We start from the raw sequence: 21,124 nt of genomic DNA, 5'->3' as shown, positions 1-21,124 counted from the left end.
AGGCTGTGCGATGAGCGCACACATTTACACGCTCACCGCACAACGACGTGAAGGAACCCCATGGCCCACTACCGCCAGGTCGGACCGGTGCCCCAGCAGCGGCACACCCTCTTCAAGGACGGGGACGGCAACATCCTGTCCGAGGAGCTCATGGGCGAGGAGGGCTTCTCCTCCGACAGCTCGCTGCTCTACCACCGCCACATCCCCTCGGGCATCGTCGGCGCCCGTGAGTGGACGCTGCCCGACCAGTCCCTGGTGGCCAACCACCCGCTCCTGCCCCGCCACCTGACGCTGCACGACCTCTTCACCGAGGAGCAGGCCGCCGGGACGGACGCCGTCACCGGCCGCCAGCTCGTCCTCGGCAACGGCGACGTGCGCATCTCCTACGCGTGGGTCGGGACCACCTCCCCGCTGTACAAGAACGCGATCGGCGACGAGTGCGTGTACGTCGAGCGCGGCTCGGCCCTCGTGGAGACGCAGTTCGGCGCGCTCGAGGTCGCCGAGGGCGACTACGTGATCATCCCCCGTGCCACCATCCACCGCTGGGTCCTGCGCGAGGGCGAGACCGCCCGCCTCTACGTCGTCGAGGCCAACAGCCACATCGCCCCGCCGAAGCGCTACCTCTCCCGCTACGGCCAGCTCCTCGAGCACGCGCCCTACTGCGAGCGCGACCTGCACGGCCCGACCGAGCCCCTGCTGCGCGAGGAGAGCGACGTCGACGTCTACATCAAGCACCGCGGGCGGGGCGAAGGGGGTCTGGCCGGCACCGTGCACACCGTGCCGACCCACCCCTTCGACGTCGTCGGCTGGGACGGCTGCCTCTACCCGTACACCTTCAACATCAGCAACTTCATGCCGATCACGGGCAAGGTGCACCAGCCGCCGCCGGTCCACCAGGTCTTCGAGGGCACCAACTTCGTCATCTGCAACTTCGTGCCGCGCAAGGTCGACTACCACGAGCTGGCCGTGCCGGTGCCGTACTACCACTCCAACGTCGACTCCGACGAGATCATGTTCTACGTCGACGGCGACTACGAGGCGCGCAAGGGCTCCGGCATCGGCAAGGGCTCGATCTCGATCCACCCGGGCGGGCACAACCACGGCCCGCAGCCCGGTGCGGTCGAGGCGTCGATGGGCGTGGAGTACTTCGACGAGACCGCGGTCATGGTCGACACCTTCCGCCCGCTCGACCTCGGCCCGGCGGCTCGCGCCACGGACGACGGCAAGTACGCCTCGTCGTGGACCGGCGGGCGCTGGCTCGGCGAGCGGAAAGACGTATGAGCGCCACGTCGCAACAGACAGTCCCCGAGCAGTTCCTCGGCTTCTTCGACGACGCGGCGACCTTCCCGCCCGGACTCGCCCCCGTCGAGCAGGCGGTGACCGACCACGTGGCGCGACGGTCCTCCCCCTTCGTCCCGGCGGTCGGGCCGGCCGTGCTCGCCCTGGCCGACCTGCAGCGGGCCCGGGAGGTCGCCGACGCCCTCGACCTGAGCGGCGGGCCGGTCGAGGTCTCCGTCGTCACCCCGGCCGGCGCACTCACCGAGGCGCTCGAGGCGGTCGAGGACGTGCGGCCCCAGCTGGAGGTGGTGGCGATCGAGCTGAAGACCGACCCGCAGGACCGCGCCGTGATGGCCGAGCAGATCGCCGACGCCGCTGCGGTGCAAGGGATCCCGGTCTTCGTCGAGCTGACCGCGGCCCAGGTGGCCGATGGAGCCCTGAACCTGCTCGTCGGCACCGGGCTGGCGCTGAAGTACCGCACCGGCGGGATCGAGGCGCATCTCTTCCCGACCCCGCAGGAACTCGGTGACGTGCTCGCGCGGGCGGTCGCCGCCGGGCTGCCCTTCAAGCTGACCGCCGGTCTGCACGAGGCGGTGCGGTACACCAACGACGCGACCGGCTTCCACCACCACGGCTTCCTCAACATCGCGCTCGCCACCCAGGCGGCGCGGGACGGGGAACCCGCCGAGAGCATCGCCGCGTGGCTCGCCCAGACCGACCCCGACGTGCTCGGCACGGCAGCGGCGGCCTCGGACGGCGCGTGGCGCGAGTCCTTCCGGTCCTTCGGCACGTGCAGCGTCGACGAGCCCGCCGACAGCCTGCGCCGACTCGACCTCTTCCCGACCCTGACCACGAACCAGGAGCATCCATGACCACCGCCGCCGAGCGTTTCGCGATCACGGGCTTCGGCCCGCAGAACCTGCCCTACGCCTCCTTCTCCGTCGCCGGGGGTGAGCGGCGACTGGGCGTGCGCCTCGGGGACCGCGTCATCGGCATCGCCGCCCTGGCCGACGCCACGACCACCCCGGCGCTGGACCCCACCGCCCGGGGCGCGGTCGGCACGGCCGATCTCGACGCGCTCCTCGCAGCCGGACACACCGTCTGGCAGCCGCTGCGCGCCTGGCTGCAGGAGGTCGTCACGACCGACGGCCTCGACGACGCGGTGGAGGCCGCCTCGACCCCGCTCGACGAGGTGTCCCTGCACATGCCCTTCACCGTGGCCGACTACGTCGACTACTACGCCTCGGAGCACCACGCCGCCAACATCGGACGCATGTTCCGCCCCGACCAGGACCCGCTCCTGCCGAACTGGAAACACCTGCCCGTCGGCTACCACGGCCGCGCCGGCACCGTCGTCCCCTCCGGCACCGCGTTCCCGCGCCCCAAGGGCCTTCGGCCGGAGGAAGGGGGGACCCCCAGCTTCGGTCCCTCGCGCCGGTTGGACATCGAGGCCGAGCTCGGCTTCGTCCTCGGTGGGTCCGTGCCCGAGGGCGAGGTGTCGGTGGACCGCGCCGGGGCCGAGCACGTCTTCGGCGTCGTGCTCTTCAACGACTGGTCCGCCCGGGACATCCAGGGGTACGAGTACGTGCCACTCGGCCCGTACCTGGGCAAGTCCTTCGCCTCGTCGATCTCGCTGTGGGTCGTGCCCTTCGACGCGCTGGCCGATGCCCGCGTCGCGCCACCCGCCCGTGAGCACCAGCTCGCCGAGTACCTGGACGACTCGGGCAGCGAGCCGTGGGGTCTGGACATCACGATGGAGGTCGACGTCGACGGCGAGGTCGTCTCGCACCCGCCGGTGAAGACCCTCTACTGGACCGCGCCGCAGATGGTCGCGCACATGACGGTCAACGGTGCGAGCCTTCGTCCGGGCGACTTCTTCGGCTCCGGCACCGTCTCCGGCACCGAGGTCGCCGAGCGCGGGTCGCTGATGGAGCTGTCCTGGGGCGGCAAGGAGCCGCTGCGCCTCGCCGACGGCCGCGAGCAGGCCTTCCTCACCGACGGGCAGACGATCACCCTCCGGGGCACCGCGCCCGGTCCCGACGGGTCGGTCATCGACTTCGGCGAGTGCGTGGGGACTGTCCTGCCCGCCACCTGAGGATTCGCAACTGCCTGGGCTCCTGCGAGCCCTCTCCCGCAACTGCTTAGGCTCCTGCGGGTCCTCTCCCGCAACTGCTTAGGCTCTTGCGGGTCCTCTCCCGCAGCTGCTTAGGCTCTTGCGGGTCCTCTCCCGCAGCTGCTTAGGCTCCTGCGGGTCCTCTCCCGCAACTGCTTAGGCTCTTGCGGGTCCTCTCCCGCAGCTGCTTAGGCTCCTGCGAGTCCTCTCCCGCAACTGCTTAGGCTCTTGCACCCGCTCACCAGCGCCCGACGCCCCCTCGCACCCGCAACGACAGCCACGTGGTGAGGACGACCGTGAGGACGCCCACCGCGCATGCGACGAGGAGGGCGCGCACGAAACCGGCCTCACCCCCTTCGCCACCGAAGGTCAGAGCCGTCACGGCCAGGGCGGAGCCGACGGAGAAGCCCAGGTAGCGCACGACCATCGTGAAGGCGATGGCACTGCCGGTCTCCGACCGCGGCACCGAGGCGACGAGCAGGCCCGGGATACCGGCGAAGGTCAGGCCGCTGCCCAGGCCCGCGACGGCCATGGCGAGCAGCAGCTGCCAGACGGTGTCGTGAGCGACGACCAGCAGCACGAAGGCCGAGAGGTAGGTCGCCGATCCCAGCGGGAGCAGCCTCGTGGCCTCGACCCGCGTCATGAGGCGCTGGCTCAGGCGACTGCCGACGACACTGGCGAGGGCGTAGGGCACGAGCAGCAGGCCGGCGACGGTCGCCCCGTACCCCATCCCCCACGTCGGGTCCTGCACGACGATGACGACGAGCGGGAAGAGCAGGTAGACGCCCACGCCCAGCAGCATCGAGGTGACGTGCGTCAGCAGCGGGACCGGCCGTCCGGCCAGGGTGACGTCGACCAGGGGGTGGGCCACGCGGCGGCTCCACCACACCCAGGCGGCGCAGGCGGCGATGCCGACGGTGGCCAGGAGCGCGACGCGGCCGATCGGGAGCACGGACACCTCGGCCAACGCGATGAGGATCGCCGTCGTCCCCCCGGCGAGGAGCACGGTGCCCCACCAGTCGACCCGGGTGCCCTCGGTGTCCGGGCTCGGCGGGAGCGTCAGCAGCGCCAGCACCAGGGTGGCCGCGCACAGTGCGGTGGCGACGCCGAAGGCGACCCGGATCCCCCACAGGTCGGCCATGACGGCCGCGACCGGATAGCCCAGGCCCGCGGCCGCGACGGTGGTGACCGACAGGGTCGCGATGGCGCCGGCGCGTCGGTGCCGCGGGATGGCCTCGCGCGCGATCGCGATGGCCACGGGGGTGAGGCCGTAGCCCAGCCCCTGCAGTGTGCGGCCGGCGAGGAAGGCACCGAAGCCGAGCGGGAGCGCGCACAGCAGGCCACCCAGCGTCGCCCCACCGAGACCGAGGACCACGGCACGCATGCGGGCCCGCCCGCCGGACAACCGCCCGATGACGGGGGTCGCGACGGCACCGGCGAGCATCGTCAGGGTCAACGACCACTGGGCCGCGGTGAGCGAGACGTCGAAGTCGCGGGCGATGCCGGGCACGAGCGGGGCACCGAGGCTGCCGGCGACGGCGGTGATGGTCGTGAGGAGGACCAGGGTGGTGAAGAGCAGCCCCGGGCTGCTCACGCCACGAAGTCCGGCCACCCGGCGTCGAGGTAGTCGATGAAGTCCTCGCCCACGCGCTCGGTACGCAGGTGCTCACGGGTCACCGGCAGCTGCGCCATCGCGAAGTCGGCGTCGACCGCCCGGCGCGGGAAGTCGTGGTGCACGATCGCCGCGCGCCCCAGGTCGACGAAGTCCGCGCCGTGCTCCATGCACCAACGCGCCTGCTCGCTCGTGCGGATCTTGCCCGCCACCCCGAGCCTGGTGGCGCCGCGGGGCAGCCGGGTGAACCGGTCGATGAGGAGGGATCCCCCGTCGTCGACGGTCGCGAAGGCGTCCCACAGCGACATGTCGACGTAGTCGACGAGGCCGGAGTCGAGGACCCACTGCGCGACGGTGACGCCCTCCTCGAGGACCACGCCGTTGCCCTGCGGGGTGAGCCGCACGCCGACCTGGAAGTCCTCGCGCGTGCCCTCGCGCACGCCGCGCAGCACGTCGAGGAGCACCCGCGAGCGGTCCTCGAGGGAGCCGCCGTAGCCATCGGTGCGGTCGTTGTGGCGGCCGTCGAGGAACTGCGTGAGCAGGTAGCCGTGGGCGCCGTGCACCTCGACCCCGTCGAAGCCCGCCCGCTCGGCACGCCCGGCGGCGACGACGAAGTCCTCGACCACCTGCTCCACCTCCGCGGTGGTCAGCGCCCGGGTGTTCTTCCCGGCGTCGTCCCACGGGGCGACATTCGGTCCACCGTGCACCTCCGGGTTGGCCCGCCGGCCGGCGTGGTGCAGCTGCACCGAGGACACGCTCCCTGTCGCGCGGATCCCGTCGGCCAGACGGGTCAGCCCCGGCAGGTGCCGGTCGTCGCTGATGCCGAGCTGCCCGGCCCAGGCCTGCCCGGCCGGCGCGACGTAGGTGGCGCAGGTCATCGTCAGGCCGAAGCCCCCTTCGGCGCGGGCCACCAGCCAGCGGTACTCGTCGTCGGAGAGGGTGCCGTCGGCGTTGCTCTGGGTGTTGGTCAGCGGCGCGAGGGCGAAGCGGTTGGCCCAGGAGGGTCCGTGGACCAGGTCGAGGCCGTCGTGCAGGTCAGGGGTGGAGGTCATGGCACCCATCCTCGCAAAGCGCGGAAATACTTTCACAATCAACCATGTTGCACCGATCGTGCATGCCTTCGGATTCCTCAGCTTCGGTCACTACGGCCACGGGACGGGACTCGGTGACCCCGACGCCCGCCAGGCCCTCCACGACGCCGTCGAGATCGGTGTCGGCGCCGACCAGCTGGGGGTGAACGGCGCGTACTTCCGCGTCCACCACTTCGCCCGACAGGCCGCCTCCCCCATGCCACTGCTGTCGGCGATCGCCGCCCGCACCCGCGGGATCGAGGTCGGCACCGGCGTCATCGACATGCGCTACGAGAACCCGCTGCACCTCGCCGAGGAGGCCGCCGCCCTCGACCTCATTGCCGACGGCCGTGTCGCGCTCGGCGTCTCCCGGGGATCACCCGAGCCCGCGAAGCGTGGCTGGGAGGCCTTCGGCTACACCGGCTCGGACGACCCGCGCGGTGCCGACATCGCCCACGAGCACTTCGACGGCTTCATGTCCGCGATCCGCGGCGAACAACTCGTCGACGCCGACCCGCAGATGGGTCCGGCCGGTCGACTGCGCGTCGAGCCGCACTCCCCCGGCCTCGACCGTCGCATCTGGTGGGGTGCCGGCAGCCGCGAGACCGCCGAGTGGACCGCCCGCCAGGGCGTGAACCTCATGAGCTCGACCCTGCTCACCGAGGCCACCGGCGCCTCCTTCAGCGAGCTGCAGCGCGAGCAGATCGACCGCTACCGCGCCGCGTGGCGCGAGGCCGGGCACGACTGGGCCCCGAGGGTGTCGGTCTCCCGCAGCATCTTCCCCATCGTCAGCGACATCGACCGGCAGCTCTTCGGTCTGCGCGGTCAGGCCTCCAGCGACCAGATCGGGGTCATCGACAACCTGCGTTCGACCTTCGGCCGCACCTACGCCGACGAGCCGGACGTCCTCGTCGAGCAGCTCAAGGACGACCCGGCGATCGCCGCAGCGGACACCGTCATGCTCGCGATCCCCAGCCAGCTCGGCGTGGACTACAACCTGCACGTGCTGCGGGCCTTCGCCGAGCACGTCGCCCCGTCCCTCGGCTGGCGTCCCAACACCGAGGGCGCCGTCACCCCCCTTCCTGCCTGAACCCAACCCAACCCCAACGAAAGGTCCACCCATGTCCACGATCGTCATCCTCGGCGGCACCGGCTACGCCGGCGGCTCCATCGCCCGCGAGGCCGTATCCCGCGGCCTCCGGGTCATCTCCTACAGCCGCAGCGAGCCGAGCGAGCGCAGCGAGGGTGTGGAGTACCGCACCGGGTCGCTGACCGACGACACCGTCCTCGCCCGGGCCGCGGCCGACGCCGACGACCTCGTCGTCGCCACCCACGGGCAGGACGTCGGCGGCTCCCCGCTGGTCGACCACGTCGACCGCCTCGTGCGGGCCGCGATCGAGCACGGTGCGCGGCTGTCCTTCGTCGGCGGCGCCGGCACCCTCCACGTGGCGAAGGGGGGTCCCCGCCTCGTCGACACCCCCGACTTCCATGAGGACTGGAAGCCGGAGGCGCTCGCCCACGCGAAGGTCCTCGACGCGATCCGCGAGGCCCCGGCGGAGCTGGACTGGTTCTACGTCTCCCCCGCAGCGCTCTTCGGCTCCTTCGCTCCGGGCGAGACCACGGGTGAGTACCGCCTGGGTATCGATGAGCTGGTCGTCAAGGACGACGGCTCCTCCGAGATCTCCGGCACCGACTACGCGAAGGCCTACGTCGACGAGATCGAGCGCGGTGACCACCCGCGGCAGCGGTTCACCGTCGGTCACTGAGCACCCACCGCACGTGAGGAGGGGCCCCTCCGGCTCACCCCGGACGGGCCCCTCACTTCTCTCCCCCCGGAGATCTGTACTGACCTGACAGTAGGCTCGCGCAGCCGACCGACGCCTCAGTGGTCGACTACTGGTTACGCCTCCACCGGGTCATCGCTGTCGCGCTCGAGCTTGCCCTGCGCCACCAGCACCAGTGCGGGCACCGACTCCACGGGGACCCCGAGGGCGGTGGCGATGACGACGTTCTCGTAGCCTGCGCGCCGCAGCCGGAGAGCGACGCCGTGGGCCGGCGACATCGCATCGACCCGCCTCTCCCACTCGCTGCTCGTCATGTCCACACCCCAACACGACGGGATCGCGGGCACCTCAGTAGTCGACTACTGGTCCCCGGTCAGGACGACCCCAGGGACGGTGGCAGGTACCGCTCGAGGTCGGCACGGGAGGTGATGCCGAGCTTGGCGAAGACCTGGTACAGGTGGGACTCGACCGTGCGCACGGAGACCACGAGTCGCTGCGCGATGTCCGCATTGCTCATCCCGGCCGCGGCCAGCGCCGCCACCTCCTGCTCACGACGACTCAGGCCGATGACCGGCTCGTGCGGGACGAGCGTCTGGTCGATCCCGCCGTCGATCTGCCGGGCCAGGATCTGCGCCCGGCCGGTCATGCGTCGCGCCCCGTCGGCCGACCCCACGTCCCGATGGGCGTGTGCCGCCTGCATCGCGGCCTCGACCGCCAGTGGGATCAGCCCGCGCTCGGCGAAGCGCTCGGTCGCCTCCTCCAGGGCGCGCCGGTCACCGGCCCGCATCGCGTCCGCATGGTCCGCGAGCAGGGTCGGGTACTCGCACTCGGAGCGATCCGCGATCCGGCGAAGGGAGGTGGTCACTTCCGCACTCCGCTCGCCCAACCGGCAGGCCAGGTGGAGCAGGCCGGCCCGGGACAGCTCCAGCTGCGGGTACTGCTCCGCCCCCGCGAGGGCGATCGCTGCGGCTCCCGTGCGATCCCCCTCGGCAACCTTGAGCCACACGTCCGCGCTGACGACGTCGGCGGCCTGCCAGGCGGGCCCGGGTCCCCGCCGGGCCGTCGTGGCCTCGTCCCGGCGCCGCCGCGCCCGCTCCACCCGCTGGCTGAGCGACGCCGTCAGGCTGAGCAGGGTGAGCGCCCAGGACAGCGACTCCCCCAGGTCGACCTTGCGGAAGTCCTCCGCGGCGTCCAGGAGCACGGCGCGGGCCTGCGCGAGCCGGCCGACGTGCAGGAGGGCGCGGCCCAGCCCCAGGCACGCCAGCCCGCGGTTGACCACGTCGGGGCTGTCGGACAGCGTGGCGTGGACCGCGGTGAGCACCGGGAGCACGTCCGTCATCCGGCCGTCCAGCATGCCCGCGAAGACGGCCTGGAGGTCGGCCTCGGCCGCAGCCCCCGAGGCCCGGGCCGTGGCTCCGACCGGGAACTGCCGCAGACGGTCCCACACCTCCGCCGCCTGCCGGTGCAGACCGAGCGCACCCAGTGACTCGCCGGCGATCTCCAGGACCATCAGTCGGTGGAGCGGGGCGAGGTCCGAGCGCTCCAGCAGTGGCTCGACGATGTCGAGCGCCGCTCGCGGTTGGCCGCGGCCAAACGCGATGCTCGCCCGGTAGGGCGCGAGTCGGTCCGCACGACTCGGGGTGCTCTCGCCATCCTCCGGGGCCCGGGCCGCGCTGCGGACACGCTCCAGCAGAGCCTCGACCTCGTCGCCGTGCCCGAGGCCGTAGTACTTCGCCCGGAAGCGCACTTCGACGTAGTCGTCGACGAGGTGCGGGTCGGTACTCGCGAGCACCGCCTCCTCGATCTCGGTCAGCAGGGGAAGGGCCTCCTCGGCACGGTTGCAGCCCACCAGCGCCCGACCGAGCTCGATGACAACCGGCGCCCGCTCGGCTGGGTCGGCGTCCCCGGCTTCCAGTGCCGCCCGCGCCAACCGTGCCGCCAGCGGGTGCGCGAAGACCTGATTGGCCCGGATCGCGGCGTCCAGCAACGTCTCCCGGCTCTGCAAGCGACCGGCGTCCAGGCGCCAGGTCACGACCCGCACGAGCGAAGCCTCTGCCTCGCGAGGGTCGGCCGCATCGAAGGCCTCCGCGAGGGCGCCCACCATCCGCCGTCGCCCGATCGAGCCGATCCGCGCCAGGAGCACCTCGCCGTAGAGCGGGTGCCCCAGCCGCAGGACCCCGCGACCGTCGGAGTCGTCCACGTGCACGAGTCCGATCTCCTCCAACGCCGAGAGCACGTCCGTCGAGGCGAGGGCCTCGGCCACGCCCAGCGGCAGGGGTTCGCCGATGGCCACCGCGGCCAGGGCGTGCCGCTCGGCCGGGTCCAGTGCCTCGAGACGGGCCCAGACCGCGTCCACCAGTCGGGGTGCGAGGACGAGCTCCTCGTCCCACATCCACACCCCGTCCCGGACCTTCAGGGACTCTCGCTCGGCCGCGGCCATGACCAGTTCGCGGGCATAGAGCACGTTGCCGCCGCTGACCGCGGTCAGGCGTGCGACGGTGCGGTCGCTGACCGGTCCGCCCAGTGCCCGGCGGATCAGTCCACCCATCTCCGCCGTCGAGAGCGGCTGCAGGTCCACCCGCAGCGCGAGGTCGTCCTTCCAGAGCGCAGTGACCGGGTCCGGGACGCTCTCCCCGCGCCGCACCGTGACCACCGGTATCGCCACGCCGTCCAGACTCAGCTGCAGCAGCAGGGCCGCACTCGCCTGGTCCAGGTGGTGCGCATCGTCGACCAGGACCACCGTCCGCCGCCCCTGCGACCGCAGCTGCGCGGAGAACGATCCGTGCCACGCGGCCGGATCCGGGTGGTCGGCCGCGCCCTCGGGCAGCAGGTGCAGCACAGCGCCGTAGGGAGTGCGCGAGGCCGCGCGGGTGGCGATGACCGATGAGGTCGGCAGCCCCCGGGACTCCGCCCACCAGCGCACCTCGCGCAGCAGCCTGGTCTTACCGACGCCGGCGGGTGCCACCACGACCGCGCCCCGTGGGCCGGTCGGGTTGCCGTTGGTGGGGCCCAGCAGCTCGGTGACGAGGTGCAGCTCGGCGTCACGGCTCGTGAAGGGCCACTCGCCACGCAGGGCGTGCGCGAGTCCGGACCCTGTCTCCTGCTGCGTCATCGCACCACTTCCCGGACCACTCGGCACCACACAGCCTACTGTTGCGCGGCATCCGGCCGTACGGTCAGGACATGCCCATCGCCCCACTGCCCGACGAGGACGTCGAGTTCGTGCTGTCCGCGCGCCACTGGTGCACGCCGGTCGTCGCCCGGCTGACGCTGGTGCCACTCGGCGAGCGCATCGACTTCGTGCCCGGGCAGTACGTGCTCCTGCAGGACGAGGAGCGTCAGATCCCGGTGCGCTCCTACTCCGTCGCCAACGCGCCCCGCGAGGACGGCACCCTGGACGTCCTCGTCACCGCAGTGCCCGACGGACCGACCAGCACGTGGCTGGCGCGCGGGGCCGCGGTCGGCGACCGGCTGCTCGTCTCCGGCCCGTACGGCTCCTTCGTCGCCGACCCCGCCCACAAGGGACCGACGCTCTACCTGGCCGGTGGCTCCGGGCTGGCGCCGGCGCTGTCGCTGATCGAGGCGGCCGTCGCGCGCGGCGGGACCGGCGACCCCTCCCCGGCGCGCCGGCACACGCTCGTCTTCTCCGGACGCACCGCCGCGGACACCATCGACCACGAGCGGCTGACCCGGCTGGCGGCCGAGCAGCCCGGTCTCGACTACGTGCGCACCCTGACCCGCGTCGCCGCAGGCGGCGCCGAGGCTCCCCTCGGGAGGGTGCCGGCGATCCTCCCTTCGCTCGTCGACGACCTGACCGCGCACGCGGTCTACGTCTCCGGCGCACCGGGGTTCGTCGATGCCAGCACCCGCGCCGCCCAGGACCTCGGGGCGGCGCCGGGGCGGTTGCACACCGAGGAGTTCTACGCCGAGCCGATCCCGTGGCACGGCGACTGACCCGAAGGGGGAACGATGACCGGAGACGCATCGCGCATCTACACCAAGACCGGTGACGACGGCACGACCGGGCGGCTCTTCGGCGGCCGGGTCGGCAAGGACGACCCGCTCGTCGAGGCCTGCGGTGACATCGACGAGACCGTCGCAGCCCTCGGCCTCGCGCGGGCCGAGCTCGATGCCGCGTCGGACCTGGCGGAGCTGACGCTGGCGACCCAACGGCGCCTCTTCGTCGTCGCCGCCGACCTCATGGCCAACCCGCACGCCCGCGACCGGCTCGAGCCGGGGACGTCCCTCGTCGACGCCGACCTCGTCGGGGCCGTCGAGCACGACATCGACGCCCTCGTGGCGCAGCACCCGCTCGAGCCCGTCTTCATCGTGCCGGGGTCGACGCGGGCCTCGGCCGCCTTCGACCTCGCCCGTGGCGTCGTGCGCCGGGCCGAGCGCCACTGCGTCGCCGCCGCCCGCGCCGGCCACGTGGTCTCGGACCCGGTGCTGCTGACGCTGAACCGGATGAGCGATCTCGTCTACGTCCTCGCCCGGGCCAGTGCCGGCGACGCGGAGGCGCCGAGCCACGAGTAGGTGGCCGCTGGGGAACCGGTGCCACGATGGGCCCATGAGCCTCACCGACGCTGCCTACCAGTCCGAGCCCGGCGGCCCCCTCGACCCCGACCGTGACCTCTACGGTCGCATCGGGTCGATGACCGACGGACGCGAGCTCGTCGACTCCTTCGTCGTCCCGATCCGCAGTGGGCGGGCGTGGGAGGTGCCGGCTGGGCACGTCTGCCGCATCGTGACCATCGAGGGGCCGCAGGTGGCCGACCTCAACCTGTGGAACCGCCACGACCCCCGCGAGCGTCTGTGGGCCGCGCGCACCCGACAGCTGCAGTCGGCGCACGTGAGCACCTTCGACCGGCTGTGGTCGACGCTGCCCTTCCTCCGCCCGCTCGTGACGATCACCGGCGACTCGCTCGAGGACTACGGCGTGGACGACGAAGGGGGGCGCGTCCACGACCTGCTCGGCACCCGGTGCGACCCCTACGTCAACCAGATGCTCAATGACGCCCCCTTCGACTACCACTGCCACTCCAACCTCACCCGGGCCGTGCGGCCGTGGCACCTGACCGAGTTCGACGTGCACGACGTGCTCAACGTCTTCCAGTGCACGGGGCTGAACGACCGCGACGAGTACTTCATGAAGACCTGTCCCGCCACGAAGGGCGACTACTTCGAGTTCTTCGCCGAGATCGATCTCCTGGCCGCGTTGTCGACGTGTCCCGGCGGTGACCTGTCGGTGCCGATGTTCGGCCCGGACGCCGGTGACACGGAGGCGGTCTGCCGTCCGCTGGGCATCGAGGTGTACTCGGTGCCGGACGAGGCCCTGGCCGGGTGGCAGCCGCCGCAGCGCGCGGCCTACGCGCAGGACCACGGGCTGGCCGCGCGCCCCTGGGCCTGACGCGCGCGTCCGATGGGCGCCCCGCGTGCGGGATACTCGCCGGGTGAGAACCAGCGAGCGGATCCATGACCGGTTGATCCGACGGGACATCGAGGCGGAGCAGGCACTGCCGGAGGGCGTGCGCCGGGACGTCCCCCGCAACGGCCTGCGGCTGGTCCTGGCGAACGCGCTGCAGTCCTCGGGCGACCAGACGGTCAACGCCTCGACCGTGCTGCCGTGGCTCTTCCACGCCCTCGGCGTGCCCGCGGCCCTCACGGGTGTCCTCGTGCCGATCCGCGAGTCGGGGTCGATGCTCCCCCAGGCCCTGCTGACCCCGTGGATCCTGCGGGTGCGCCACCGCAAGCACGTCTTCGTCGCCGGCGCACTCGTGCAGGCCGCATCCGTGGCCGTCATGGCGGGCACCGCGGCGCTCGGTCAGGGACTGACGGCCGGCGTGGTCATCATCGCCGCCCTCACGGTCTTCGCCCTCGGCCGCTGCCTGTGCTCGATCGCCTCCAAGGACGTGCAGGGCCGCACCGTGCCGAAGGGGGAACGCGGCCAGATCAACGGCCTCGCCACGACCGCCTCGGGCCTGGTCGCGATCACGCTCGGGCTCGGCGTGCGCACGGTCGGCGGTGGCGACATCGGGGCGGCTCAGCTGGTCTGGCTGCTCGCCGCCGGTGCGGCCCTCTGGGTCCTCGTCGCAGCGGTGTACATCACGGTCCGCGAGCCCGCAGACGACACCCCGGCACCGGCGGTCCGCAGCACGGACGGGGAGCCGAACTGGTTCGTGCAGACCTTCTCGATGCTGCAGCGCGACAAGGCCTTCCGCACCTTCGTCACCGTCCGCAGCTTTCTGCTCGTGTCGGCGCTGTCCCCGCCCTTCGTCGTCGTGCTCGCCGTGCGCTCGGGCACGGAGGGGCTCGGCGGGCTCGGTGGCTTCATCCTCGCCTCGGGAGTCGCGGCCCTGCTCGGCGGACGGATCTTCGGCCGGCTGGCCGACCGCTCCAGCAGGCGGTTGATGGCCGGTGGCGCCGCCTTCGCCTCGGCGGTCATCGTGCTGCTCGTGCTCGCCGTCACCGCCGTCGACGTCCCCGACGGGTCCCTGCTCGCCTACGTGCTGTTCGTCGGCTGCTACTTCCTGCTGACCCTGACCCACACTGGTGTCCGCGTGGGTCGCAAGACCTACATCGTCGACCTGGCCGAGGGCGACCAGCGCACCACCTACGTCGCGGTGTCGAACTCCGCGATGGGTCTGGTCCTCCTCGTCGTCGGCGCCCTCAGCTCGGCCCTGGCCACGCTCGGCGTCACCTGGGCGCTGCTCTTCCTCGCCGGCCTGGGACTCCTCGGTGTCGTCGCCTCCACGCGCCTGCCGGAGGTCTCGCGGGGGTCATAGGGTGTCGGGGTGACCGGCAACACACGTGACATCGAGGACGGCGTCCACCACGACTTCCGCGAGGAGATGTCGTACGGCTCCTACCTCGCCCTCGACACGCTCCTCGACGCGCAGCGCCCCATCAGCATCCCGGAGCACCACGACGAGATGCTCTTCATCATCCAGCACCAGACCTCCGAGCTGTGGCTGAAGCTCGTGCTGCACGAGACGCGCTCGGCGATGGCGCTGCTCGCGCAGGACGAGATGCGCATCGCCCTCAAGCGCGTCGCCCGCGTCAAGCACATCCAGCGCACCCTCACCGAGCAGTGGTCCGTCCTGGCCACCCTGACGCCCACCGAGTACCAGGAGCTGCGCCCGCACCTGGGCCACGCCTCGGGCTTCCAGTCCTGGCAGTACCGCGCGGTCGAGTTCGCCCTCGGCAACAAGCACGCCGGCATGCTGCGGGTCTTCGCCGACGACCCGCCGGCCCGCGCCCGGCTGTCCGAGCTGCTGGAGGCCCCGAGCCTCTACGACGAGTTCCTTCGCCACCTCGCCCGGCGTGGCTACGCCATCCCCGAGCGGATCCTCACCCGCGACGTCACCCGCGCCCACGAGCTCGACCCGGAGCTCACGGCGCTCTTCCGCGGGATCTACGAGGACGTCGAGAACCACTGGGACGTCTACGAGGCCTGCGAGGAGCTGGTCGACCTCGAGGACAACTTCCAGCTGTGGCGCTTCCGCCACCTCAAGACGGTCCAACGCATCATCGGCATGAAGCGGGGCACCGGCGGCAGCTCCGGCGTCGGCTTCCTGCAGCAGGCCCTCGACCTGACCTTCTTCCCCGAGCTCTTTGCCGTGCGCACGGAGATCGGCGCATGAGCGTCCTGCACACCCGTGCCGCAGAGCTCGATGCGGGCGACCCGCTGGCCGCATGCCGGGAGGAGTTCCTGCCGGCCGAGGGGCTCGTCGCCTACCTCGACGGCAACTCGCTCGGACGCCCCCTCCGCGCCACCGCAGAGCGGATCGAGCACCTCGTGCGGCACGACTGGGGCACGCGGCTCATCCGTTCGTGGGACGAGCAGTGGATGGAGCTGCCGCTGCGCCTGGGCGACCGGATCGGGCAGGTCTGCCTCGGCGCCGCGCCCGGGCAGACGGTCGTCGGGGACTCGACGACGGTGATGCTCTACAAGCTGCTGCGCGCCGCGGTCGCCGCCGCCGGCCCGCAGCGCCCGGAGATCGTGCTCGACACGGAGAACTTCCCCACCGACCGCTATGTGGCAGAGGGGATCGCGGCGGAGACCGGCGCGGAGCTGGTCTGGCTGGAGCCGGAGCCGGCGAAGGGGGTCACCCCCGAGCTCGTCGCAGGAGCCCTCTCCGACCGCACGGGTGTCGTCCTCCTCTCGCACGTGGCGTACAAGTCGGCGTGGGTCGCCGACCTGCCGGCGATCACCGCCCTCGCCCACGACGCGGGCGCCCTCGTCCTGTGGGACCTGTGCCACTCCGTCGGCGTCCTCCCCAGCGACCTCGACGCGCACGAGGTCGACCTCGCCGTCGGCTGCAGCTACAAGTTCCTCGGCGGCGGACCGGGTGCGCCCGCCTTCGGGTACGTCGCCACCCGCCACCAGGAGAGGCTGCGCCAGCCGATCCAGGGGTGGATGGGCCACGCCGAGCCGTTCGCCATGGGTCCGGGGTACCGGCCCGGAGCGGGGATGCGCGCCTTCGTCTCCGGGACGCCGTCCGTGCTGGGGATGGCCGGCATCGAGGACACCGTCGACCTCATCGAGCGGGTGGGGCTGGACCGGGTCCGGGCGAAGGCGAGCGCGCTGGGGCGCTTCGTCATCGACGGCGTCGACGAGGTGCTGGCCGACCACGGGGTGCGGGTGATCTCGCCGCGCGAGGACTCCCGCCGCGGCGGGCACGTGACGATCGGGCACCCGCGCTCCCGCGAGATCACCCGGGACCTGTGGGCGCAGGACGTCATCCCCGACTTCCGTGAGCCCGACGGGATCCGGCTGGGCCTCTCCCCGCTGAGCACCAGCTTCACCGAGGTGGCCGACGCGCTGGCGCGGATCGAGGCACTGCTCGAGCGACCCGGACACTGACCGGGCACGCCGGACCGACGCCGCCGCACCGGCGCACGCCCGCCTCAGCCGCGGATCAGCCCGAGGACGGTCGGCCAGTGCCGGGACGCAGGGTCGATGAGGTCGAAGTGGTGCGCGTCGGGCACGAGGGTCCTGGCGGCCGGGAAGTCCTCGGTCTGGGTCACGGGAACCGATGCGTCACTGGTGCCGTGCACGAGGTGGATGCGCTCGAGTGCCTCCGGGGCACGCGCCGCCAGCCGGACCGGGTCCAGCCGGGCGTAGGTCATGGGCGCCTCGCGCGGACCGGCGCCGACCCAGTCACGGACCGCGTCGCCGCCGAGGCGCTGCGCCACCGCCGCGTCGAAGTCCGCCACGGGCGCGAGGGCGACCACGCGCACGGGTGGCAGCTCGGGGGCCAGCGCCCGCCAGAGCACCAGTGCCCCACCGGCGGAGTGCCCGACCCACGCGCGCACGTCGACGTGCTGCCCCCGCAGACGGGCGTCCAGGGCAGCGAGGTCCTCGGTCGCGGTGCACGCCGCTCCGGGCACGCGCCGGTACTCGGGGAGCAGCACCTGCCACCCCTGCGCAGCGAGCGCCCGTGCCTGGGGCCTCGAGTGGGTCCGGTCCACGCCCGGGCGGAAGTACCCCCCGTGCACCAGCACGATCGCCGGGGCGTCCACCGGCCCGTAGCGCTCGACGACGGCGTCCGCCGCGGCGCCGTACCGCTCCACGGTCCCGATGTCGCCGGTCTGGCCCTCCTCGAGCAGGCGGGCGAGCGCCTCGTCCTCGGCCACCTCGGCCGAGAGCGGTCCTCGGGACACGGTCACTCCTTGGTCGACTGCACGACCTCCCATGGTGCCGCAATCGAGCGCTGTCCGCTGTCCACGAGACCGGCGATGTCCACATCGGGCACCTCGCAGGGCGCTGCGAGCGTGGTCACGGTGGCCCAGCCGTCCGCTGTCAGCGCGGCATCCGTGCCCGGCTCGAGCTCGTCGTCGGTCTCCCGGATGGTCATCGTCACGTGGTCCTCGCCGATCTCCCCCACCTCGGCCTGGACGGCGCCGAAGGACGCCAGCCGGGCCGGGCGCAGACCGCGCAGCTCGTCCGGGGGCACGTCGGGGACGTTGATGCTGAGGACGATCGCCTCGTCACCCGGCCGCTCGAGCAACCACGCGAGGGCACGCGCGGCGACCGTGGCGCAGGTGTCCAGGTGGACCGGTTCCGGTGACGTGCACGAGATCGCGAGCGAGGGGATCCCGTGCGTCCGCGCGGTGAGCGCCGCCCCGATCGTGCCGGAGTGCAGCACGGCCTGCCCGACGTTCGGACCGTGGTTGATCCCCGAGAGCACGACCCCGGGGGCCGGTCCGAAGGCCTCGTGGACCGCCGCGAAGGTGATGAAGGCCGGGCTGGCCTCGACCCCGAGCGCGCGCACCCCCGACAGCCCCTCGAGCCGGCGCGCGTGCGTCCACAGGCGGCCGTCTGCCTCGAGCGCGGTCAGCGACGCGCTCGCTCCGCTGAACTCCTCGTCCGGAGCAGCCACCACCACCTCGAGGCCCGCTTCGACCGCGACCCGGGCGAGCGTGCCCAGGCCGCGGCTGTCGATCCCGTCGTCATTGGTCACCAGCGCGTGCACGCGAACACCTCCTCACCGCAGCGGCTGCACGTCGATGCGTCGGGCCAGCTGCTCGACCAGCCGTCGCTGGCCGGTGGCCAGTCCCTTCCGCGTGACATTGGCGGTACCGGCAGCGGCGCCGAGCCGCAGGGCCTCGCGCATGTCCTCGCCACCGCCGAGCGCCACCGCCATCCCGGCGGTCATCGAGTCCCCGGCCCCACGGTGGTCGACGAGCTGCATCTGCGGGCCCGCGATCGTCAGCGGCTCACCGTCCACCAGCGCCATCGTGGGATCGGCGCCCCGGGAGATCACCACGTGGCTCGCGCCCTCACGGGCGAGGTCGTGCATGGCCTCCTGCAGGGTCGCCGGGTCGTCGTCGGCCAGGCGACCGTCCTCCATGAGGTCCTCGTGGCTGACCTTGATGACGGTGACCCCGCCCTCGAGTGCCGCCGTCAGGGGCTCACCCGACAGGTCCGCGACCACGTCGACCCCGGCCGAGCGCAGGTCGGCGGCGAGCCGACGGTAGACGTCCGCCGGCACCACGTCGGGTGCGTGGGGGCCGCCCAGGACGGCGACGTCGGCCGCCAGCCCGGCGGCCAGCGTGGCGCTGAAGAGGGCATCGACCTCGTGGCGGGACAGGACCGCGGGTCGCATCTGCGCCACGACCGTCCGGTCACCGTCACGGCGGTCGTGCACGTAGGCGCCGTTCGAGCGGGTGGTGGCCCCGGAGATCGGCGTGACCCCCTCGGCCTCGACCAGCGCCCGCAGCACCGGTCCGCCCTCGCCGCCCAGGGGTGCGCACAGGGAGGCACCGCCCCCCAGCGCCACGACCATCCGGGCGATCCAGAAGCCCTGTCCGCCCGCGTGCAGGTGCACCTCCGCCTCGCCGTTCGGGTCCTGCTCGATGGTCACCGTCAGCAACGGCGAGGGCGCGAAGACCGCGGCATCGACCATGGCCGTCGACTCCTGTCTGTCGGTGGTGGGTCCGGTGGCCTGATACCCACAATCGAGGTGCTGACACCCGGGCGGGGGCGCACGGCCCGGGACTACTCTGGCGTCGTGGGGCACGACCGCCCGACCGGCCGGTCAGGACATCCCACCCGACGCCAAGGGAGGCGCCCGTGAGCAATCACGACGTCCGGATGATCATGCTCTCGACCGACGACCTCGATGCGTCGATCGCGTTCTACACCGAGACCCTGGGGATGCCGCTGAAGTTCCGCGACGGTGCCCACTTCGCCGCCCTCGACGGCGGGTCGGTCACCATCGCGCTCGCGACCTCCGTGGACCACCCGATGCCCGGCAAGGTCGTCCCCGGGATCAGGACCGACGACGTCGACGGCGCTGCGGCCGCGATCGAGGCCGCGGGAGGCGCCATCGCCAAGGGCCCCTACGACGACGCGCACGAGCGTCGCGCCGTGGCCTACGACTCCCAGGGCAACGGCCTGGTCTTCTACAGCCCGCTCACCCGGTAGCCCCCCGCCTGGCCCGCAGGGGTGGTGTCGGGGGTGTCGGTGCGGCGGGCTACGGTTCGGCCATGACCACGCGGTTGCGCGGCACGATCGCGCTCCTGGTCGTCAGCACCCTGGGGGCCGCATGCACCGCCCCGGGCGAGCCGACGGCCGCCTCGACGACCACTATCACGGCGACGACGACGGCGACGGCCACGGCCCCGACCGAGACCGTCACACCGTCGCCGGTGACGGCGACCGAGACGGCGCGACCGGCCGCGGAGCCGGATGCGGCCTCCACCGCCGTCGGGTCCTCCCCCGCGCTCGCCGCGCTGGGCACCCTCGCGGTCAAGGGGCGCGCTCCGAAGACGGGGTACGACCGGGCGCAGTTCGGCCAGGCCTGGAGCGACGCCGTCGAGGTCGACGGTGGTCGCAACGGCTGCGACACCCGCAACGACGTCCTGCGCCGCGACCTCACCGGCATCACGCTCGACCCGGGCACCGGCGGGTGCGTCGTGCTCACCGGCACGCTGCAGGACCCCTTCACGGGGACGACGATCTCCTTCGTCCGCGGCCAAAACACCTCGCGCGAGGTCCAGGTCGACCATCTCGTGGCCCTGTCCAACGCGTGGCAGACCGGCGCCCAGCAGCTGGGCGAGCAGCGACGCGAGGACTTCGCCAACGACCCGCTCAACCTGCTTGCCGTCCAGGGCAGCGCCAACGCGCAGAAGGGTGACGGCGACGCCGCCACCTGGCTGCCCCGTACGGCCTACCGCTGCGAGTACGCCGCCGGCCAGATCGCGGTCAAGCAGCGCTACGACCTGTGGGTGACCCCGCCCGAGCGGGACGCCCTGACCCGGATCCTCGGCGCCTGCCCGGGGCAACCGCTCCCGACCCCGGCGGGCACCGGCGTGCCCCCGCGGGGTGGCGCATGAGCCGGGCGAAGGGGGTCGCACCGGTCCTCCTCGGGCTCACGCTGGCGCTGGGCGGGTGCGGCGCGGCCGGGGAGCCCGTCGCCGCCGCGACCTCCACCGCGACCGTCACCGCCACGGCGACGGTGACCACGACCCCGACGGTGACCGCCGACGTCCCGACGGTCACGACGACGACCACACCACCACCGCCGGCGCCACCACCGCCCCCGCCGGAGCCCCCACCGGAGCCCGAGCCCGTCCCCGAGCCCGAGCCGGAACCCGCGACCACGGCCCCACCGGCGCCCCTCTCGGGAGGCGGGCAGACCCCCTTCGACAACTGCACCGCGGCCCGTGCCGCCGGCGGCGCACCCGTGCGCGTGGGCGACCCGGGCTACGGCCCGCACCTCGATCGCGACGGTGACGGCGTCGGCTGCGAGTGAGCTGCTGC

At 72.8% G+C, this 21,124-nt stretch carries 21 protein-coding genes; 14 read left to right on the top strand and 7 right to left on the bottom strand.

Going from position 1 to position 21,124, the window contains the following annotated elements:
* Nucleotides 1-60: 60 nt before the first annotated feature.
* The 3 genes from PVE36_RS06150 to fahA are packed head-to-tail and all read left to right on the top strand — an operon-like array spanning nucleotide 61 to nucleotide 3,373.
* Nucleotides 61-1,281, top strand: a complete 1,221-nt coding sequence (locus PVE36_RS06150) for a homogentisate 1,2-dioxygenase domain-containing protein (protein WP_277455262.1) — start codon at nucleotides 61-63, stop codon at nucleotides 1,279-1,281.
* On the top strand, nucleotides 1,278-2,150 hold the full coding sequence (locus tag PVE36_RS06145) for a hypothetical protein (RefSeq protein ID WP_277455261.1): 873 nt from the start codon (nucleotides 1,278-1,280) through the stop codon (nucleotides 2,148-2,150). Before PVE36_RS06150 ends, PVE36_RS06145 begins: the two co-directional genes overlap by 4 nt.
* Complete coding sequence (gene fahA / locus PVE36_RS06140; RefSeq protein ID WP_277455260.1) at nucleotides 2,147-3,373, top strand: fumarylacetoacetase; 1,227 nt, start codon at nucleotides 2,147-2,149, stop codon at nucleotides 3,371-3,373. Before PVE36_RS06145 ends, fahA begins: the two co-directional genes overlap by 4 nt.
* 256 nt (nucleotides 3,374-3,629) lie before the next feature.
* On the opposite strand, the gene PVE36_RS06135 is transcribed toward fahA, so the two are convergent.
* A complete protein-coding gene (locus tag PVE36_RS06135; protein ID WP_277455258.1) occupies nucleotides 3,630-4,985 on the bottom strand; it encodes an MFS transporter in 1,356 nt (451 codons plus the stop codon).
* Entirely contained in the window at nucleotides 4,982-6,055 is a 1,074-nt protein-coding gene (locus tag PVE36_RS06130) for an NADH:flavin oxidoreductase (RefSeq protein WP_277455256.1), read from the bottom strand. Before PVE36_RS06130 ends, PVE36_RS06135 begins: the two co-directional genes overlap by 4 nt.
* A gap of 58 nt (nucleotides 6,056-6,113) precedes the next feature.
* On the opposite strand from PVE36_RS06130, the gene PVE36_RS06125 reads away from it, so the two are divergent.
* Together PVE36_RS06125 and PVE36_RS06120 are read left to right on the top strand one after the other, a co-directional pair.
* Nucleotides 6,114-7,163: an LLM class flavin-dependent oxidoreductase gene (locus PVE36_RS06125; RefSeq protein ID WP_277455775.1), complete on the top strand. Its 1,050-nt coding sequence runs from the start codon at nucleotides 6,114-6,116 to the stop codon at nucleotides 7,161-7,163.
* 31 nt (nucleotides 7,164-7,194) lie between these two features.
* Entirely contained in the window at nucleotides 7,195-7,839 is a 645-nt protein-coding gene (locus PVE36_RS06120; protein WP_277455255.1) for an NAD(P)H-binding protein, read from the top strand.
* A 134-nt stretch (nucleotides 7,840-7,973) separates the two neighbouring features.
* Here PVE36_RS06120 and PVE36_RS06115 read toward each other — a convergent pair whose 3' ends face one another.
* On the bottom strand, nucleotides 7,974-8,171 hold the full coding sequence (locus tag PVE36_RS06115; protein WP_277455254.1) for a hypothetical protein: 198 nt from the start codon (nucleotides 8,169-8,171) through the stop codon (nucleotides 7,974-7,976).
* Nucleotides 8,172-8,230: 59 nt separating this feature from the next.
* Nucleotides 8,231-10,969 (bottom strand): LuxR C-terminal-related transcriptional regulator, encoded by a 2,739-nt coding sequence (locus tag PVE36_RS06110; RefSeq protein ID WP_277455253.1) that lies wholly within the window; start codon nucleotides 10,967-10,969, stop codon nucleotides 8,231-8,233.
* Nucleotides 10,970-11,040: 71 nt separating this feature from the next.
* Between PVE36_RS06110 and PVE36_RS06105 the strand changes: the two genes are divergently transcribed.
* Genes PVE36_RS06105 through PVE36_RS06080 form a run of 6 tightly spaced genes read left to right on the top strand, consistent with a single transcriptional unit; the run spans nucleotide 11,041 to nucleotide 16,720 of the window.
* A complete protein-coding gene (locus PVE36_RS06105; RefSeq protein WP_277455252.1) occupies nucleotides 11,041-11,811 on the top strand; it encodes an FAD-binding oxidoreductase in 771 nt (256 codons plus the stop codon).
* Between the two features lie 15 nt (nucleotides 11,812-11,826).
* The gene (locus tag PVE36_RS06100; protein ID WP_277455251.1) at nucleotides 11,827-12,390 is read left to right on the top strand and encodes a cob(I)yrinic acid a,c-diamide adenosyltransferase; all 564 of its coding nucleotides are present in this window, start codon (nucleotides 11,827-11,829) and stop codon (nucleotides 12,388-12,390) included.
* A gap of 34 nt (nucleotides 12,391-12,424) precedes the next feature.
* On the top strand, nucleotides 12,425-13,264 hold the full coding sequence (locus PVE36_RS06095) for a DUF1989 domain-containing protein (protein WP_277455249.1): 840 nt from the start codon (nucleotides 12,425-12,427) through the stop codon (nucleotides 13,262-13,264).
* A gap of 43 nt (nucleotides 13,265-13,307) precedes the next feature.
* Complete coding sequence (locus tag PVE36_RS06090; RefSeq protein WP_277455248.1) at nucleotides 13,308-14,639, top strand: MFS transporter; 1,332 nt, start codon at nucleotides 13,308-13,310, stop codon at nucleotides 14,637-14,639.
* A 9-nt stretch (nucleotides 14,640-14,648) separates the two neighbouring features.
* On the top strand, nucleotides 14,649-15,497 hold the full coding sequence (kynA, locus tag PVE36_RS06085; RefSeq protein ID WP_277455247.1) for a tryptophan 2,3-dioxygenase: 849 nt from the start codon (nucleotides 14,649-14,651) through the stop codon (nucleotides 15,495-15,497).
* Complete coding sequence (locus PVE36_RS06080) at nucleotides 15,494-16,720, top strand: aminotransferase class V-fold PLP-dependent enzyme (RefSeq protein ID WP_277455246.1); 1,227 nt, start codon at nucleotides 15,494-15,496, stop codon at nucleotides 16,718-16,720. Before kynA ends, PVE36_RS06080 begins: the two co-directional genes overlap by 4 nt.
* 44 nt (nucleotides 16,721-16,764) lie before the next feature.
* On the opposite strand, the gene PVE36_RS06075 is transcribed toward PVE36_RS06080, so the two are convergent.
* From PVE36_RS06075 to PVE36_RS06065, 3 genes are read right to left on the bottom strand one after another with little or no spacing between them, the layout of a single operon-like run.
* Entirely contained in the window at nucleotides 16,765-17,520 is a 756-nt protein-coding gene (locus PVE36_RS06075; protein ID WP_277455245.1) for an alpha/beta hydrolase, read from the bottom strand.
* A gap of 2 nt (nucleotides 17,521-17,522) precedes the next feature.
* On the bottom strand, nucleotides 17,523-18,332 hold the full coding sequence (locus tag PVE36_RS06070) for a 5'/3'-nucleotidase SurE (RefSeq protein ID WP_277455244.1): 810 nt from the start codon (nucleotides 18,330-18,332) through the stop codon (nucleotides 17,523-17,525).
* A 12-nt stretch (nucleotides 18,333-18,344) separates the two neighbouring features.
* The gene (locus PVE36_RS06065) at nucleotides 18,345-19,265 is read right to left on the bottom strand and encodes a PfkB family carbohydrate kinase (RefSeq protein ID WP_277455242.1); all 921 of its coding nucleotides are present in this window, start codon (nucleotides 19,263-19,265) and stop codon (nucleotides 18,345-18,347) included.
* Between the two features lie 167 nt (nucleotides 19,266-19,432).
* Here PVE36_RS06065 and PVE36_RS06060 point away from each other — a divergent pair, with 167 nt between their 5' ends.
* From PVE36_RS06060 to PVE36_RS06050, 3 genes are all read left to right on the top strand, one after another.
* Nucleotides 19,433-19,786 (top strand): VOC family protein, encoded by a 354-nt coding sequence (locus PVE36_RS06060; protein ID WP_277455240.1) that lies wholly within the window; start codon nucleotides 19,433-19,435, stop codon nucleotides 19,784-19,786.
* Between the two features lie 62 nt (nucleotides 19,787-19,848).
* Complete coding sequence (locus PVE36_RS06055; RefSeq protein WP_346780624.1) at nucleotides 19,849-20,697, top strand: HNH endonuclease family protein; 849 nt, start codon at nucleotides 19,849-19,851, stop codon at nucleotides 20,695-20,697.
* Entirely contained in the window at nucleotides 20,694-21,116 is a 423-nt protein-coding gene (locus PVE36_RS06050; protein WP_277455238.1) for an excalibur calcium-binding domain-containing protein, read from the top strand. The genes PVE36_RS06055 and PVE36_RS06050 overlap by 4 nt, the downstream gene beginning before the upstream one ends.
* Nucleotides 21,117-21,124: the final 8 nt, after the last annotated feature.

Origin of the sequence: Janibacter sp. DB-40, assembly GCF_029510815.1 — a bacterium.
Taxonomy (GTDB): Bacteria; Actinomycetota; Actinomycetes; order Actinomycetales; family Dermatophilaceae; genus Janibacter.
Note: the sequence above shows the minus strand (reverse complement) of the source record. Positions and strands in the feature narration are given on the sequence as shown.

Bases quoted from the DNA above. Each gene is read 5' to 3' on its own strand.
- PVE36_RS06150 (WP_277455262.1), top strand. From the start codon at position 61: ATGGCCCACTACCGCCAGGTCGGACCGGTGCCCCAGCAGCGGCACACC.
- PVE36_RS06145 (WP_277455261.1), top strand. From the start codon at position 1,278: ATGAGCGCCACGTCGCAACAGACAGTCCCCGAGCAGTTCCTCGGCTTC.
- fahA (WP_277455260.1), top strand. From the start codon at position 2,147: ATGACCACCGCCGCCGAGCGTTTCGCGATCACGGGCTTCGGCCCGCAG.
- PVE36_RS06130 (WP_277455256.1), bottom strand. From the start codon at position 6,055: ATGACCTCCACCCCTGACCTGCACGACGGCCTCGACCTGGTCCACGGA.
- PVE36_RS06120 (WP_277455255.1), top strand. From the start codon at position 7,195: ATGTCCACGATCGTCATCCTCGGCGGCACCGGCTACGCCGGCGGCTCC.
- PVE36_RS06115 (WP_277455254.1), bottom strand. From the start codon at position 8,171: ATGACGAGCAGCGAGTGGGAGAGGCGGGTCGATGCGATGTCGCCGGCC.
- PVE36_RS06110 (WP_277455253.1), bottom strand. From the start codon at position 10,969: ATGACGCAGCAGGAGACAGGGTCCGGACTCGCGCACGCCCTGCGTGGC.
- PVE36_RS06105 (WP_277455252.1), top strand. From the start codon at position 11,041: ATGCCCATCGCCCCACTGCCCGACGAGGACGTCGAGTTCGTGCTGTCC.
- PVE36_RS06100 (WP_277455251.1), top strand. From the start codon at position 11,827: ATGACCGGAGACGCATCGCGCATCTACACCAAGACCGGTGACGACGGC.
- PVE36_RS06095 (WP_277455249.1), top strand. From the start codon at position 12,425: ATGAGCCTCACCGACGCTGCCTACCAGTCCGAGCCCGGCGGCCCCCTC.
- PVE36_RS06080 (WP_277455246.1), top strand. From the start codon at position 15,494: ATGAGCGTCCTGCACACCCGTGCCGCAGAGCTCGATGCGGGCGACCCG.
- PVE36_RS06065 (WP_277455242.1), bottom strand. From the start codon at position 19,265: ATGGTCGATGCCGCGGTCTTCGCGCCCTCGCCGTTGCTGACGGTGACC.
- PVE36_RS06055 (WP_346780624.1), top strand. From the start codon at position 19,849: ATGACCACGCGGTTGCGCGGCACGATCGCGCTCCTGGTCGTCAGCACC.
- PVE36_RS06050 (WP_277455238.1), top strand. From the start codon at position 20,694: ATGAGCCGGGCGAAGGGGGTCGCACCGGTCCTCCTCGGGCTCACGCTG.